Annotated in this window: 17 protein-coding genes and 1 pseudogene; 6 read left to right on the top strand and 12 right to left on the bottom strand. The window is 66.2% G+C overall.

Annotation, left to right across the window (positions count from 1 at the left end):
- The first annotated feature begins 61 nt into the window (after nt 1–61).
- Together F464_RS29510 and F464_RS0124700 are read left to right on the top strand one after the other, a co-directional pair.
- Nucleotides 62–916, top strand: coding sequence for a hypothetical protein (locus F464_RS29510; RefSeq protein ID WP_084600594.1), 855 nt, complete (start codon nt 62–64; stop codon nt 914–916).
- 1 nt (nt 917) lies between these two features.
- Entirely contained in the window at nt 918–1,964 is a 1,047-nt protein-coding gene (locus tag F464_RS0124700) for a U32 family peptidase (RefSeq protein WP_018992539.1), read from the top strand.
- Nucleotides 1,965–2,986: 1,022 nt separating this feature from the next.
- On the opposite strand, the gene aspA is transcribed toward F464_RS0124700, so the two are convergent.
- Nucleotides 2,987–4,405: an aspartate ammonia-lyase gene (gene aspA / locus F464_RS0124695; protein WP_018992538.1), complete on the bottom strand. Its 1,419-nt coding sequence runs from the start codon at nt 4,403–4,405 to the stop codon at nt 2,987–2,989.
- 162 nt (nt 4,406–4,567) lie between these two features.
- On the opposite strand from aspA, the gene F464_RS0124690 reads away from it, so the two are divergent.
- On the top strand, nt 4,568–5,479 hold the full coding sequence (locus F464_RS0124690) for a LysR substrate-binding domain-containing protein (protein WP_018992537.1): 912 nt from the start codon (nt 4,568–4,570) through the stop codon (nt 5,477–5,479).
- A gap of 485 nt (nt 5,480–5,964) precedes the next feature.
- Here F464_RS0124690 and F464_RS31935 read toward each other — a convergent pair whose 3' ends face one another.
- The 5 genes and pseudogenes from F464_RS31935 to F464_RS0124665 all read right to left on the bottom strand — a co-directional run bounded on the left by F464_RS31935 (nt 5,965) and on the right by F464_RS0124665 (nt 8,447).
- Nucleotides 5,965–6,168, bottom strand: coding sequence for a diguanylate cyclase (locus F464_RS31935; RefSeq protein ID WP_018992536.1), 204 nt, complete (start codon nt 6,166–6,168; stop codon nt 5,965–5,967).
- Between the two features lie 88 nt (nt 6,169–6,256).
- A pseudogene (locus F464_RS31930) lies at nt 6,257–6,415 on the bottom strand (diguanylate cyclase); the annotation flags it as partial.
- 23 nt (nt 6,416–6,438) lie between these two features.
- Nucleotides 6,439–7,134: a HAMP domain-containing protein gene (locus F464_RS31745; protein ID WP_018992534.1), complete on the bottom strand. Its 696-nt coding sequence runs from the start codon at nt 7,132–7,134 to the stop codon at nt 6,439–6,441.
- A 48-nt stretch (nt 7,135–7,182) separates the two neighbouring features.
- Nucleotides 7,183–7,461, bottom strand: coding sequence for a hypothetical protein (locus F464_RS0124670; protein ID WP_018992533.1), 279 nt, complete (start codon nt 7,459–7,461; stop codon nt 7,183–7,185).
- 161 nt (nt 7,462–7,622) lie between these two features.
- Nucleotides 7,623–8,447, bottom strand: coding sequence for a hypothetical protein (locus F464_RS0124665; protein ID WP_018992532.1), 825 nt, complete (start codon nt 8,445–8,447; stop codon nt 7,623–7,625).
- Nucleotides 8,448–8,732: 285 nt separating this feature from the next.
- On the opposite strand from F464_RS0124665, the gene F464_RS0124660 reads away from it, so the two are divergent.
- The 3 genes from F464_RS0124660 to F464_RS0124650 all read left to right on the top strand — a co-directional run bounded on the left by F464_RS0124660 (nt 8,733) and on the right by F464_RS0124650 (nt 11,517).
- Entirely contained in the window at nt 8,733–9,701 is a 969-nt protein-coding gene (locus F464_RS0124660; RefSeq protein ID WP_026296296.1) for a 2-hydroxyacid dehydrogenase, read from the top strand.
- Between the two features lie 10 nt (nt 9,702–9,711).
- On the top strand, nt 9,712–9,942 hold the full coding sequence (locus tag F464_RS0124655) for a hypothetical protein (RefSeq protein WP_018992530.1): 231 nt from the start codon (nt 9,712–9,714) through the stop codon (nt 9,940–9,942).
- Between the two features lie 84 nt (nt 9,943–10,026).
- Complete coding sequence (locus F464_RS0124650) at nt 10,027–11,517, top strand: NYN domain-containing protein (protein ID WP_018992529.1); 1,491 nt, start codon at nt 10,027–10,029, stop codon at nt 11,515–11,517.
- A gap of 65 nt (nt 11,518–11,582) precedes the next feature.
- Here the strand turns inward: F464_RS0124650 and leuE are convergent, their stop codons facing one another.
- From leuE to F464_RS0124620, 6 genes are all read right to left on the bottom strand, one after another.
- A complete protein-coding gene (leuE, locus tag F464_RS0124645; RefSeq protein ID WP_018992528.1) occupies nt 11,583–12,236 on the bottom strand; it encodes a leucine efflux protein LeuE in 654 nt (217 codons plus the stop codon).
- Between the two features lie 54 nt (nt 12,237–12,290).
- Nucleotides 12,291–12,605: an MliC family protein gene (locus tag F464_RS29500; RefSeq protein ID WP_018992527.1), complete on the bottom strand. Its 315-nt coding sequence runs from the start codon at nt 12,603–12,605 to the stop codon at nt 12,291–12,293.
- 83 nt (nt 12,606–12,688) lie between these two features.
- The gene (dtd, locus tag F464_RS0124635; RefSeq protein ID WP_018992526.1) at nt 12,689–13,138 is read right to left on the bottom strand and encodes a D-aminoacyl-tRNA deacylase; all 450 of its coding nucleotides are present in this window, start codon (nt 13,136–13,138) and stop codon (nt 12,689–12,691) included.
- 69 nt (nt 13,139–13,207) lie between these two features.
- On the bottom strand, nt 13,208–13,648 hold the full coding sequence (gene trxC / locus F464_RS0124630) for a thioredoxin TrxC (RefSeq protein ID WP_157354148.1): 441 nt from the start codon (nt 13,646–13,648) through the stop codon (nt 13,208–13,210).
- A gap of 49 nt (nt 13,649–13,697) precedes the next feature.
- Nucleotides 13,698–14,273, bottom strand: a complete 576-nt coding sequence (locus tag F464_RS0124625; protein WP_018992524.1) for a Tll0287-like domain-containing protein — start codon at nt 14,271–14,273, stop codon at nt 13,698–13,700.
- A 129-nt stretch (nt 14,274–14,402) separates the two neighbouring features.
- Nucleotides 14,403–15,188 carry a DODA-type extradiol aromatic ring-opening family dioxygenase gene (locus F464_RS0124620; RefSeq protein WP_018992523.1) on the bottom strand — a complete coding sequence of 262 codons (786 nt, stop codon included), beginning with the start codon at nt 15,186–15,188 and terminating at the stop codon, nt 14,403–14,405.
- Nucleotides 15,189–15,230: the final 42 nt, after the last annotated feature.

Genomic DNA, 15,230 nt, shown 5'->3' with positions numbered 1-15,230 from the left:
CAACCCCAACCCCAACCCCAACCCCAACCCCTACCCCTACCCCGACGGCGGCACCCGACCGATCGAACTGGGCTTCGCCCTCGTCGACGAACGCGAGCTCGCGTCCTTCGCACGGCACGAACGCCTCACGCGCGACGATTACCTCGACCAGCTCGGCGACGCGCGTGCAAGCGTGCACCTGCCCGACGACGCCGAGCCGACCCACTTCTTCCTCGGCAGCGAGTTCTGCGAACACCTGTTGCCGGGCGTCGAGGCCATCGACCGCGCCGTCGCGCTGTGCGAGCGCTGGGGTCTCACCTTCGGCCTCGTCACGCCGATCGCCTGCGACGGCCTGTTCGACCCGCTGCGCGCCGCGCTCGCGCGCCTGCCCGCCGGATCCGAAGTCACCATCAACGACTGGGGCGTCGCGCGCCTCGTGCAGCGCGAGTTCCCGGACCTGCGCCCCGTCGCCGGGCGCCTCCTCGGCAAGATGCTGAAGGACCCGCGCCTGCCGTCCGCGACCTGGGCGCGCATGTACCCCAACGGCCTGCGCGCCGGCCCCTTCCGCGACATCCTCGACGGGCTGGGCATCGGCCGCCTCGAACTCGACTTCCCGCCCTTCGGCGCCGCCGACATGTACGCCGGCATCGACTTCCCCGTCGGTGTGCGCGCGCCCTACGGCTACATCGCGAAAGGCCGCATCTGCAAGCTCGGCTCGCTGTCGCTCGACACCCCGGAGAAGTTCTCGCCCGGCCACAAGTGCCGCCGCGAATGCCTCGGTTTCAACGAAGTCGGCGCGCGCCCCGGCACCCACGAACTCCCCACCTCGCAGCGCGGCAACACCATGTATTACCGCCACGCGCAGGGCATGGCCGCGGCGGTCGCCGAGGCCGTCAACAAGGGCTGGGTCAGCCGCATCGTCCTCTCGGGAGCCTGACATGAAGATTACCGCCCCCATCAGCACCCCCGCCGAGGTCGAACCGCTCGTGCGCGCCGGCGCCCGCGAGCTCTATTGCGGCGTCGTCCCGCCGGACTGGATCCAGCGCTTCAACACCTCCGGCGTCAATCGCCGCGTGTTCGGCAACCTCAACGGCTACGCCGACCTGGAGCGCGTCGTCGACAAGGCGAGCGCGCTCGACGCGGAAGTCTTCCTCGTCCTCAACGCCCAGCAATACGGCGAACAGCACCTCGACGCGCTCACCGAAATCGGCGCGCGTTTCAAGAGCATCGGCGGCAAGGCCGTGATCGTCGCCGACATCTCGCTGATCGCCTCGCTCGCCGCCAACGTGTCCGACCTCGACATCCACGTGAGTTCGGTCGCGACCTGCCGCAACGTCGAGTCCGCGCGCTTCTTCGCCGCACTCGGCGCGAAGCGCATCATCCTGCCGCGCGACGTCACCGTCGCCGAGATCGGCGCGATTACGCAGGCACTGCCCGACCTCGACGTCGAAGCCTTCGTGCTCAACGACGGCTGCGTCTTCGAGGAAGGCGCCTGCCACACGGTCCATCTGCCGATGAACAAGGGCGGCCCGATCTGCATCGACAACTATCAGTTCGAGTATCAGGCCACCGGCGGCGGTCAGCCGCAGGAGCGCGCGCTGCGCCGCCTCGAACAGAACGACCTCGATTACAAGCGCTGGCTCTGGTACCGCTTCGGCAACGGCTTCTCGGTCGCCCCCAACGGCTATCCCTGGGGGCCCTGCGGCCTCTGCGCGATGCCGGCGATGCATGCGGCGGGCCTGCATTCGGTGAAGATCGCCGGACGCGAAGGCGCGAGCGAACGCAAGATCAAGAGCGTAGAACTCGTCGCCCGTGTGCTGGAGCGCATCGAAGCGGGCGAGCCGGCCGACGAGGTGCGCAAATTCGCCGTGGGCCTGCGCGACGCGCCGAGCCACTGCGCCAGCGGTTACATGTGCTACTACCCCGAGGTGCGGAGCCGGGAAGTGGCCGGCGACACGGAAGGAAAGGTACTGACGGCCGCCTGAGGCTGCGCTGGCAGATGGCCGAAGACGCGCACCGAACAAAAAAAAGCCCGAGCTCTGGAGAGGGCTCGGGCTTGAATCCACACCAAAGGAGGAGAGGAGTGGAGGAGACAGTTGAAATATTAAACGAAATAGTTGCGCAGTGCAACAAATGTTCTTGAGATGTTCTCATGCGGTGATTTACGGGACAAATGACCGGCATCGCGTCGATCGCGCCCCACGGGCCACATTGCACGCCCTGCCTGCGGCACGGACCGCAGCGCGCCGATCCGGCTGCCGGCTCGACCGACCGAATGGCGCGACCGTGCGCACCTGACTAGCCCGGGATTCGCTGCGCAGGGCTGTTGGCACAAGCGGCGCAGCGTAAAAAGAAAAAAGCCCGGACGTTTGACGGTCCGGGCTAAATCCACACCAAAGGAGGAGGGTGGAGGAGACGGTTCAAATCTTAATGGCCGCGCTTGTGCATTGCAATAAAGTTGTACGACAAATTTTTTTATCGCTGGATTAGGTGCCCGAATGTTCAGGATCGGCGGCGCAGAACCGGCAGCGCAACCCTTGGGCGATCCGCGCAATCGATGCACGCGGGAGCCGCCGAGTTTGGCGCGCGATGTTCCTGGGGGAGGTTGGCGCTGGTGTTCCGGCACGGGTTGCCGAAAGCCTGACGCCGGAAAAGAAAAAGCCCGAGCAACTGCGGCCCGGGCTTAAATCCACACCAAAGGAGGAGGGTGGAGGAGACGGTTTAAATATTATCGAATCGGCTTGTGCGACGCAATAATAATGCACTTCAAATTTTTATATGCGGCGATCAGATCTTCGTATAGTTCAGCAGTGGCGCGAAATTTCAACCATGTCTTATACAAGACTGGAATGCTGCGACGCAGCATCAACCCTTGCCACCGGCAGTGCCCGTTTCAGGCACGCAGGCTCACGCAATCCCTTGCGAATATCCCGACAGAATCGGGCGTGATCGCCGTGGCCGCGCGCCGATCCGGCGACGCGCGGGGCCTATGGATTTCGTCGTTGGATCAGGCCAGCCCGACCAGCGCGCGCGGTTGCGTGAGCACCTCCGGCTTCAGGATCTCGTCGAGCTGCTCGCGGGTGAGCAGGCCCTTCTCGAGTACCAGCTCATACACGCTATGCCCGCCGACCAGCGCTTCCTGCGCGATCCCGGTGGCGTTGGCGTAGCCGATGTAGGGGTTCAGCGCGGTCACGAGGCCGATCGAGTTCTCGACGCTCTGACGCAGGAACTCGCGATTCACCGTGATGCCCCTGACGCAGCGCTCGGCCAGCGTCAGGCAGCCCGCGCGCAGGTGGGTGACGCTCTTGAACAGGCTGTGGGCGATGATCGGCTCGAAGGCGTTCAGCTGCAGCTGACCGGCTTCCGCGGCGAAGGAGATCGTCATGTCGTTGCCGATCACCTCGTAGGCGATTTGATTCACGACCTCCGGAATCACCGGGTTCACCTTGCCCGGCATGATCGACGAGCCCGCCTGGCGTGCCGGCAGGTTGATCTCGCCGAAGCCCGCGCGCGGCCCCGAGGACAGCAGGCGCAGGTCGTTGCATACCTTGGAGAGCTTCACCGCGACGCGCTTCAGCACGCCCGACAGCTGCACGAAGCTGCCGCAGTCCTGCGTCGCCTCGACCAGGTTCGGCGCCGTCAGCACCGGGATGCCGGTGATCTCGGCCAGATGCCGGCGCACCAGCGCGGCGTAGTCGGGATGGGCGTTGATGCCGGTGCCGATCGCCGTCGCGCCGAGGTTGATCTCGCAGATCAGCAGCACCGCCTCCTTCAGGCGCTCGATGTCCTCGCCCAGCATCACGACGTAGGTCGAGAACTCCTGGCCCACCGTCATCGGCACCGCGTCCTGCAACTGGGTACGTCCCATCTTCAGCACGTCGGCGAACTCGACCGCCTTCTCGTCAAACGCGGCGCGTAGCACTTCCATCGCCTCGATCAGGCTCAGGATGCCCTCGTAGCCCGCGAGCTTCAGCGCCGTCGGATAGACGTCGTTGGTGCTCTGGCTCATGTTCACGTGCTCGTTCGGGTGCAGGCGGTCGTAGTCGCCCTTGCGGTGGCCCAACAGTTCCAGCGCACGGTTCGCGATCACCTCGTTCGCGTTCATGTTGGTCGAGGTCCCCGCCCCGCCCTGGATCACGTCCACGATGAAGTGCTCGTGCAGCGCCCCGGCGCGGATCTCCTCGCAGGCGCGTACGATCACGTCGGCGCGTTCGTGGTCGAGCAGACCGAGTTCGCTGTTGGCCAGCGCGGCTGCCTGCTTGATCGCGGCGAGTGCGCGCACGAGGTCGGGGTAGATCGAAATCGGCGTGCCGGTGATCGGGAAATTCTCGACCGCGCGCAGCGTGTGGACGCCATGATAGGAATCGGCGGGCAGGGAACGATCCCCCAGGAGATCGTGTTCGATGCGTTCTGTCGTCTGCGTCATGTTTCCTCCGGTGTGTGGTGCGACGCATGGATGCTACGGGTCGTCCTGGGATTGCGTGCCGCATCATGCAAAAAACGCATAACATCCCCAAGGAACCCGAATAGGGGCGCACGGGCGCGGCTCGCCGCATACCGCGCGGCCGACACCGCAGGAGCGTGGAACATGCAGATCAAGTGGATCGAGGACTTCCTGACGTTGACCGACGCACGCGCGTTCTCGCGCGCCGCCGAACGCCGCAACGTCTCCCAGCCGACCTTCAGCCGCCACATCCAGGCGCTGGAGGACTGGCTCGGTGTCGAACTGATCGACCGCCGCGCGCAGGGCGTGCATCTGACTGCCGCGGGCCGGATCTTCCGCGGTTTCGCGGCCGACATCCTGCGGCGCACCTACGACATGCGCACCGTGCTGCGCGGGCAGTCCCCCGGCAACGTCGACACCGTGCGCTTCTCGGTCGCGCACACGCTGTCGCTCACCTTCTTCCCGCGCTGGCTGGGGCAGCTCAAGGAAGCGCTGGGCAACGTCGTCGCGCGCGTCGGCGCGGTGAACGTGCCCGAAGGGGCCAGCGCGTTGATCGAGGGCGCCACCGATCTCCTCATCGCCTATCACCACCCGCAGCTGCCGATGCTGCTCGACCCGGTGCGTTTTCCCTACATCGCGCTCGCCACCGACCGCATGCTGCCCCTGTCGGCGCCGCGCGCCGACGGCCGGCCGCGCTACAGGCTGCCGGGGCGGGCCGAGGCGGTCGTGCCCTTCCTCGCCTACTCGTCGGGCACCTACCTCGGGCATGTGGTCGAGATGATCCTGCTCGGCGCGAACGAGCGCTGCCATTTCGACCGCTCGTTCGACACCCACATGTCGGAGGCGCTGAAGGCGATGGTGCTCGAAGGGCATGGGCTGGGCTGGCTGCCCGAGAGCTGCGTGGGCCGCGAACTCGCTGAAGGGCGCCTGGTGGAAGCCGGCCCCGCGCAGTGGACCTGCCCGCTGGAGGTCCGCCTGCATCGTGCTGCGGACAACAGCAACCCGATGGTGGACAAGATCTGGGCGCTGCTGAACGCACCGCCGCGAGGCGCCTGAGGACGCTAGCGGGTGCAGAAAAAGAAAAAGCCCGAGCGGTTGAGGCTCGGGCTTAAATCCACACCAAAGGAGGAGGGTGGAGGAGACAGATCAAAGCATACGCCTCCGTATGTTGCGGCGCAATAAGTTCGCGCTGAAAATGTTTTTATCGGGCGATCAGATTCACCTATCGAGCCGTGAGGCAATGCGTCGTTGCCGTGAGATCGCCAAGGGTTGGCGTAAAAGAAAAAAGCCCGAGCTCGGTTGCGGGCTCGGGCTAAATCCACACCAAAGGAGGAGGGTGGAGGAGACGGTTCAAACTCTATTGGAAGAGTTTGTGCAACGCAACATCTTCCGCCCATAAATATTTTTATACTCTTATAATGCTGTTAAATAATGTATAAAAAACAATAAATTACGATAATAACGCAATGCGTAAAGCATGTTGCGTTGCCGTGTCACCGGGGGCGCGCAGGCCGACATGGCTCGCGGCGCGACGCCCTCCGTCAGACGCTGCAGTCGGCGCGTGTGACGCAGTTGCGTCCGTTCTCCTTCGAACGGTAGAGCGCCGTGTCGGCCTCGTGGATTAACTGGTCGACCGATTCGATTCCCGTCTCCGGGTAGGCGGACACGCCGATGCTGATCGTGACCTTCAGGCCATCGACCACGAGGTTCTCGACCTCGCTGCGCAGGCGCTCGGCTACGGCCATGCCGCCGTCGGGGTTGGTCTGCGGCAGGGATGCCGATGAATTCCTCTCCGCCGTAGCGACATGCCGTGTCGTATTTGCGCAGGCTGTCGCGGAAGGTTTTGGCGACGGCCTGCAGCACGCGGTCGCCCTGCTCGTGGCCGTAGGTGTCGTTGAATTTCTTGAAATGGTCGATATCGAGCATCAGTACCGCGAACGGCGCCTTCGTCCGGGCTGAGCGGCTGTGCTCGGTCGTCAGCACGTATTCCATATGGCGCCGGTTGTACAGGCTGGTCAGGGCGTCGGTCGTCGACAGGCGGCGCAGTTCCTCCTCCAGCCGCTTCTCCTCCGTGACGTCGCGCGGCAGCGCGGCCGTTCCGCAGCAGGATTCACAAGAACGACCTTTCCAGCGCCGTCGGTGACGATGATTCCTTCCTCCGCGCCGAGGATGATCGTCGTGAGCTTGTCCTGCTCGCGCCGCAGGCCGGCGTGAGTCATGCGGATCTCGGTGCTCATCACGTTGAAGATGCGCGCCATTTCGCCGAATTCGTCTTGTCCGACGACCTTTACGCTCTGTTCGAGATCCCCCTGCGAGATGTTCCGCATCGCACCGGTCAGGTGCTCCAGCGGCCCCCTGGCCCAGCGACGCAGGAGCTGGCCCGCAATCAGGGCCGTGACGATGATCGTCGCGATCAGGACGAGCAGCGAATTCTTGCGCGAGGTAGCCAGGCTCTCGTCGATCGCCGAAAGCGAGGTGCTCAGCTGGATGACTCCGCGCGTCTTCTTCGACGAGTGGCACTCGCGGCAGTCCTGCGAGGTCTTGATCGGCGCGAGGAAAGTCAGGAGACGCTCGCCGCTGGCCGACTCGTCGTAGTACGAGACGATATCGTTTGTCTCCAGGGCCTGCAGGAGCCGAGCGTCGTTTTCGGGGAGCAGCCGCGTGCCGGTCTCCTGCGCCCGGCGCTCATACCGCTCCTTCTCCAGCGTCATGTTGACCTGGTCGATGGTCCGGTTGTCGCCGAACGCTTCCTTGCCGTCTTAGCGGACGATGCGGAAATCGCGGATGTAGGGCACATCCTTGAAATGGTTCGTGAACGACACGGCGGCTTCCGTCGAGCCCGTCAGCATGATCGCCTCGATGCCCTGCGCGATGCTGTTGGTCAGCACCGTCAGGGAACGCTCGCGTTCCTGCAGTGCGCTGCGTTCCTGCAACCAGCTGTGAAGAGTCTCGTTGATCCCCATCGCTACGGTGATCGCGAGGATCACCGCCAGTGTGATCTTGTGGCGGATACGCGTACGGATGGGTCGGAGGAACAAGGGCCCGTGAGAGGGGGCGGCGGGGGTCGTGATCGTCGCTCGGTCGGTCAAAGGTCGGCTCTTGAAATCAATTGAAACAATTCGCTTAGTCTATGACATTGTGGATAGCCCGAAAACCCCGGATTTCGCCAGAACGCCGGGAGTGGCAGGGGGTGTTCAGTTCAGCCCAGCAGCGAGGAAACGAGCGAGAATTCGTTGAGCGCGGCCACGATGCGCGCCTGCGAGTCCGGTCCGCCATTGCCGAGCGAAGCCAGGGTGAGGAGGTCGGTGAGGTTCTGGAGTCCGCTTTGCGAGGAATCGCTGCCGCCGTCGAACAGGCCGAGCGTCAGCTGCAGGGACGAGAACTGGAGCTGCGCCGCGAGCAGCGAGCTCACGCCGTCGCTCGATGCGGTAAATTCCCTCGCCGTCGTGGCGAATGCGTCGGCCGCGCGCGCAAGCAGGGAGAAGCTGCCTTCGGGGTCCGCCTCGAAGGCCGTGCGCAGCGCCTCCATGTCGATGCTCAGGCGGCCGCCGGCACCGGGCAGCAACGATCGCTGCAGTTCGATGCCGAGGTCTGACAACTGCGTGAGGGCCGAATCGCCATTGTCGAAACTTTCGTCGGTGCGGGTCTGCAAGCCCGCCGACAGCTGCGCGGCAGGCGAAGAGGCGGGGACCGTGCCGAACAGGAGATTCAGTTCGCCGAGGCTGCCTTGCAGGCTGTTGAAGCTGTCGACGAAGAATTGCGCCTCGGCCGCGAGACTGCCGAAGTCCGTGCCGAAATTCCGCCCGATTCCGCTGTCCGACGATCCGGGGCGCAGCACCGCGAGGCGGTTCTCGAAGTTCGCGACGGCGGACAGGAGCTGACCGAAACTCGACAGATCGACGATCGTCGAGGACCCGGAGAACAGCGACAAGCTGGCCGCCGTCGCGGCGAAATTCGTCGAAACGGGACGAAGGGCGCTCGTGCCGAAGAGGCCGAGCGTCGAACTCAGGGGCAGGATGCTCACGTGGCGGACTCCCGCGCGCTGCCGCGATCCGTGGTCGATCGCATCCCTTGGAGTGCACGCACGGAGCCAAGGTTTCCCGCGCGCACGCCGCCAAAGGCGATAGATCGTCTCGTTGGGGTTGCGCCCGATCCCCTCCGGTGCGACCTGCGGGTATTGTTCGGGGTGCGTCCGCGGCGGTGGCGCGCGTACTGCAATCGCATCCGTCGCCGCCGTTGTCCGCACAATCTGCGTTATGCGCCCGCAGCCGGACCGAAATCACCGCGAATAACAAGCAGGATGAAGAACATGACCCGACCCCGACTCATCGTCACCCGCCGGTGGCCCGCCGAAGTCGAACGCATGCTCGCCGAGCGCTTCGACGTCCGCCTCAACGCCGACGATCACCCTTTTACGCGCGACGAGATGCGCACGGCGCTGGCCTCGTGCGACGCGCTGCTCGCCACCGTGTCCGACCGCATCGACGCCGACGTGCTCGGCACGGCACCGAGCGCGAAGCTCATTGCCAACTATGGCGTCGGCTACAGCCACATCGATATCGATGCCGCCAGGGCCCGGGGGATTACGGTCACGAACACCCCCGACGTCCTCACCGACTGTACCGCCGACCTCGCGATCACGCTGATGCTGATGGTTGCCCGGCGTGCGGGTGAGGGCGAACGCGAAGTGCGCAGCGGCAGCTGGACCGGCTGGCGCCCGACGCACATGATCGGCACGCGGATGAGCGGCAAGACGCTCGGCCTCATCGGCATGGGCCGCATCGCGCGTGCCGTCGCGATGCGAGCGCAGCACGGCTTCGGCATGAAGATCGTGTTCTTCAACCGCAGCCGTGTGGCGGCGGAAACGCTCGCCGGGCTCGACGCACGGCAGTGCGACTCGGTCGAGGAGGTGCTGGCCGACGCCGATTTCGTGTCCCTGCATTGCCCGGGCGGCGCCGCGACGCGCCACCTGATCAACCGCGAACGCCTCGCCCTGATGGGACCCGACGCCTTCCTGATCAACACCGCGCGCGGCGAAGTCGTCGACGAGGCCGCATTGGTCGACGCGCTGCGCAACCGCACCATCGCCGGCGCGGGGCTGGACGTGTTCGAAGCCGAGCCGAAGGTCAGCGAGGGCTTGCTCGCACTCGAAAACGTCGTCCTCTTGCCGCACCTCGGCAGCGCCACGCGCGAAACGCGCGTCGGCATGGGCATGCGCGTGCTCGACAACGTCGATGCCTTCTTCGCCGGCCGCACGCCGCCCGATCGCGTGGTATGAAGAGGCGGCCATGAAGCTCTCGCGCCTGTTCCAGCCGCGCAATCCGGCGTTCTGGGTGATGATCGCGCTCAACATCCTGTCGTCGGCGTTCGCGTGGATCCTGCGCAGCTATCCGCTCAACCCCCTCGGGCTTGCCCTGGTCGCCGGCCTTGCCCTCGCGAACGCGATGCTCGGGATGTGGTTCGCATGGCGGCTGGTGTGCGAGGATGGCGGCAAAGGCAGCGCGGGCCGCGGCATGTGACGCGCATCCCCGCTGCAGGAATGGCTATCATGTGCGCCTTGTGCAGTCCCCGCGACCGCACCCGATACCCCACCGGAGAACCTTATGGCTTCAGCCCATGACAACGTCAGCATGGCGGTGTTCTGCGATTTCGAAAACGTCGCGCTCGGCGTGCGCGACGCGAAATACGAGAAATTCGACATCAAGCCGGTGCTCGAACGCCTGCTGCTCAAGGGCAGCATCGTCGTGAAGAAGGCCTATTGCGACTGGGAGCGCTACAAGGGCTTCAAGGCCGTGATGCACGAGGCCAACTTCGAGCTGATCGAGATTCCGCACGTGCGCCAGTCGGGCAAGAACTCCGCCGACATCCGCCTCGTCGTCGATGCGCTCGACCTGTGCTACACGAAATCCCACGTCGACACCTTCGTCATCATCAGCGGCGACTCCGACTTCTCCCCGCTGGTGTCCAAACTGCGCGAGAACGCCAAGCAGGTCATCGGCGTCGGCGTGAAGCAATCCACCTCGGACCTGCTGATCGCCAACTGCGACGAGTTCATCTTCTACGACGACCTCGTGCGCGAGAGCCAGCGCGTGGCCAAGCGCGAAACGCGCGAAGCCCAGCCCTCGACCAAGCGCACGCCCGAGGAGGAAAAGCACCGCAAGGACGAGGTCGAGGCGCGCAAGCTCAAGGCCATCAACATCGCCGTCGAGACCTTCGACGCGCTGGTGGCCGAGCGCGGCGACAGCGGCGTGCGCATCTGGGCATCGATGCTCAAGGAGGCCATCAAGCGCCGCAAGCCCGACTTCAACGAGTCGTACTACGGCTTCCGCGCCTTCGGCAACCTGCTCGAGGAAGCCCAGGCGCGCGGTCTGCTCGAGTTCGGCCGCGACGAGAAATCGGGCGCCTATGTCTACCGCAGCAACCGGGCGGCAGCGGCCGAATCGGTCGGCGAGGCAGCTGCGGAGCACGGTGCTGCGGTCGAGGCCGTGCCGGCCGCGGGCGAAGCTGCGCATGGCGAAGCGGCGTCCGCGACGGTGGCGGAACGTCCGGCGGGCGAAGAGCCGTCCGGCCGGCACGAATCCCGCCGCAAGCGGGGCGGACGCAAGTCTGCGGCGAAGAAGGCAGAAGCCGTGGCGGAAGGCGGCAGGACGGAAGGGGGCAGGACCGAAGCGCCGAAGGCAGCCGAAGCCGAGCCCGCCCAACGCCAGCCCGATCTCCAGCCTCAGCCCCAGCGTGAAACCAGAGCGTCCAGGCGGGTGAAGGCCGCACAGCCGGCTCCCGCCGCTACAGCGGCCGAGGCCGCAGGGGAGCAGGCTGCCGTGCCGCCGGCGGAGCCCGTCAAGGCGGGGGCGCGTCGGCCGCGCCGCGGCAAGACTTCGACAGCGAAGGCCGAATCCGCGCAGGCTGAACCCGCCAAGTCCGGACCGGCCAACGCGGATGCCGCAGCGCCCGTTCCGGCGGCCCCGGTTCCCGAGCCTGCGGCTGCGCCTGCGACGGTTCCCGGCGCGGAAGAGGCACAGGCCAAGCCCGCCGCCCGCAAGAGCGCACCGCGTAGCCGCCGTCCGCGCAAGACCGAAGCGCCGCAGAACGGATAAACCACGCAAGGTGGCCGGCCGCCACAGCGGGCGAGCCGGCCTCTCGCGCTACGCCGCGAGGGAAATCACCCCAGGGTCGCGTTCGCCAGTTTTGCGCCGAAGCCGATGAACAGCCCGCCGACCCCGCCGGTCGCTGCCGCGGACAGGCGCCGACGGCGGCGGAATTGCGCCGCGAGGTGCGCACCGCCGAAGATCAGGGCCGACAGGTAGATCGCGCTGCACACTTGCACGATCGTGCCCAGGATCGCGAACGACAGCACCGGGTAGGCATAGCCGGGATCGACGAACTGGATGAAAAAGGACACGAAGAACAGGATCGCCTTCGGGTTCATCAGGCTGATCACCAGGGCGGTGCGGAAGGGCCGCGTCGCATCGGCGGGCTCCTGCACCGGTGCCGCCGTGCCCGCCGCCTTGTCACGCCAGCCGGCGATTGCCGATCGCAGCAGCGCGAGCCCCACCCACGCGAGATAGGCTGCGCCGGCGTACTTGAGTACCAGGAACAGCGCGGGCGTCGTCTGCAACAGGGACGCGACACCCGTCGCGGAGAGCACCATCAGCACGGTGTCGCCAAGGAAGATGCCGCAGGCGCCGCGATAGCCCGCCGCAACGCCCAGACGGGAGGCGACCGACATCACATACAGCGAGTTCGGCCCCGGTAGCAGCACGATGAAGATCGTGCCGAGAACGAAGGTCGTCAGGTCGGTGATGCCGTAGAACATGATCCAGGTCTCCGCCGGTGGATTTTCAATATTAACGCGTTCCAATGGCCATGTTCATTCGTGCGCGCGACAGTTTTCGTACATGCCGGCGCCCTGCATATCCACGCGTGCCGTGTTGCCCGTGCGCCACAGCGTCAGCGCCCCGCATCCGTAGCGTTCGCTGCCGCCATCGGCGGCCTCCTTCATCAGTCCGAAGCGCATGCCGGCAATGTCGATCGTCGCGTCGCCCGATGGCTGGTAGGCCACCGAAAAGCCCTTGCCCGCATCGCAGGCGTACGCGACGGGGCGCGCCGAGGGCGGCGTCTGCGCACAGCCCGCGAGCAGTGCGGCGGTGAGGAGTGCGGGGAGGGCAATCGGGCGGGCGGTCATGAGTGCTTCCTGTTGGTATGACACGGTGAGAACGTAAGGGGCTGCGTTTCCGGTTTATAAGGCCGGGCGTGCGGGAGAAACCTTCAGCTTGCCGGGGCGATGCGCATCGGGATGGTGACCGGTCCGTCATTGACGAGGTGCACCTGCATCTCCGCCGCGAACTCGCCGGTTCCGACCTGCTCGTGAGCCTTGCGCGCCTCGGCGACGAAATGCTCGTACAGCGCGCGCCCTTCGTCCGGCGCCGCAGCGTTCGTGAAGCTCGGCCGGTTCCCGCCCGTGGTGTCGGCCGCGAGCGTGAACTGGCTGACGATCAGCAGTCCGCCCTGCACGTCCTGCACGGAGCGGTTCATCTTGCCGGCCTCGTCGGAAAAGATCCTCAGCTTCAGGATCTTGCCCAGCAGCTTGTCCGCTTCCGCGCGACGATCGCCGCGCTCGGCGCACACCAGCACCAGCAGGCCATCGCCGATCGCGCCGGTAATCCTGCCGTCCACCACCACGCGCGCTTCCGAAACGCGCTGCACCACTGCCAACATCAGATCCACTCCCCGGCGTGTCGCGGGCTCCGGCGCCCGCCGCGCAACCCCGATTGCCCCGCCGCGCGGTCAGAGCTCATGGCTGCGCGCCCAGTGCGCGATCGCGCCTGCATTCATCGCGCCCGACTGCCGCGCCACTTCCTGTCCGTTGCGGAACAGGATCATCGTCGGGATGCTGCGGATCGCGAAACGCGCCGCAAGCTCCTGCTCTTCCTCGGTATTCACCTTGGCGAGGCGCATCTGCGGTTCGAGCGTGCGTGCGGCTTCCTCGAAGGCCGGGGCCATCATGCGGCAGGGGCCGCACCACGGCGCCCAGAAATCCACCAGCAGCGGCAGGTCGCTGCGCTCGACATGGAGCGCGAAATTCGTCGCCGTGAGCGTCAGCGGCTTGTGCGCGAACAGCGGTGCGTGGCACTTGCCGCAGTTCGGCTCGTCGTCCATGCGCGCCGCCGGAACCCGGTTCAGCGCATCGCAGTGCGGACAGGGCAGGGTCAGGGTATCGACCGGCATCATCAACTCCATTGCCGGCGGGGGCGTCCGCCGGATCCATAACATGTGCTTACAGCGGTTTCGTCGCGACAATGGCCCCGCGGACCTGGCCTTCACTGTAGCCCGTCGCACGGTCCTGCGGATAATGTTCGGCCAGGCGCGCCTTCACCGCTGCCGTGAGCTTGTCCTCGGGGCCGTGACAGTTCAGGCACAGCGGCTGCGTCGGCAGGGCCTTCGCGTAGCGGAACGCGCGCGTGCCGTCGGCCTGTTCGACCATCTCGCCCTTTTCAAGTCTCGCCGGGTTCTCGCCTGCCGCCGCGCGGCGATCGAATTCCTCCAGCGTCGCCCGCTCCCATGCGTCCGGGGTCGCGCGCTGGGGATTGCGCGCCTTCAGCGTCACGCGCTTCAACTGCCAGCCGGTGCTCGCGACGATTTCCTTGGCCATCTTCGGCGCCATGTCGCGACACACGGGAATCGCGCCCTCGGGGCCGCTCTTGGCAATCTCCTCGTTGAGCGCGGTGACGAGCCGCGGCGGCAGGCTTGTCGCCGCTGCGCGTGCTTCGGTCATCAGGGCAAATTCCTGTGCTAAAGCCGGCAGGGCTGCACCCGCAATTGCGGCAGCCAGGGCCAGGCGTGCGATCGTCATCACCCTCTCCTCGTAAATAAAAGCAAATGCTTATATTAACGCGGAAGATGCTTGCGTGCATCGGTCTGGTCGACGGCTCTGCGCACTTTTGCGCGCTCGGCCGCCGGCTGCCCTGGCCGCGCGGCGGAGTCAGGCCTCGCCAAAGACGTAGGCGTCCATCGCCAGCATGCCGTAGCGCACGTCGGCAGCCGCGAGGCGCCGTGCCTGTGCGTCCGTACCGGCGGCACCGTGGGCAAACATCAGCGGCATCAGGTGTTCGTCCGTCGGGTGGGCGCGCTCGGCGTGCGGCGCGAGCCGCCGGTAGTCGAGCAGGGCGTCGACGTCGCCGGCGGCCAGCGTATCGGCGATCCATTGTGCGAAGGCGCCGACGTAAGCCGTCGTCCCGGCCGCAGTGCCCGTGAACTCGTACAGGTTGTGCGTCAGGCTGCCCGATCCGACGATGAGGATGCCTTCGTCGCGCAGCGGGGAAAGCGCCCGGCCGATGGCGTGGAACCAGCTCGCAGGGCGGCGTCCCGGCATCGAGATCTGCACGACCGGCACGGCGGCATCGGGGTACATGTGCAGCAGCGGCACCCAGGCGCCATGATCCAGCCCGCGACGCGGGTCCGGCTGCGCATCCACGCCCGCGGCGGCGAGAAGGCCGACCGCGCGGGCGGCGAGCGCCGGATCGCCGGGCGCCGGGTAGCGCAAGTCGTACAGGGGCGCGGGGAAACCACCGAAATCGTGGATCGTTTCCGGCCGTGCGCTCGCCGTCAGGCCCAGGGCCGGACTCATCCAGTGGGGCGAGGCGATGAGGATTGCGCGGGGTGTGGGAATTGTCTGCGCAAGAGCTGCAAGTTCGCGTCCTGCTTCTCCCGGCTCCAGCGCGAAGGTGGGCGCTCCGTGGGAAACGAAGAGGGTGGGCATCGTGTTCATGTGGGCTCCATTGCGTGTCGGGAGGGCGGCCGTTCCTGGCTT

This window comes from Aromatoleum toluclasticum ATCC 700605 (assembly GCF_000378245.1).
Taxonomy (GTDB): Bacteria; Pseudomonadota; Gammaproteobacteria; order Burkholderiales; family Rhodocyclaceae; genus Aromatoleum; species Aromatoleum toluclasticum.
The sequence above is the reverse complement of the archived record's forward strand: the minus strand, read 5'-3'. Positions and strand labels throughout refer to the sequence as shown.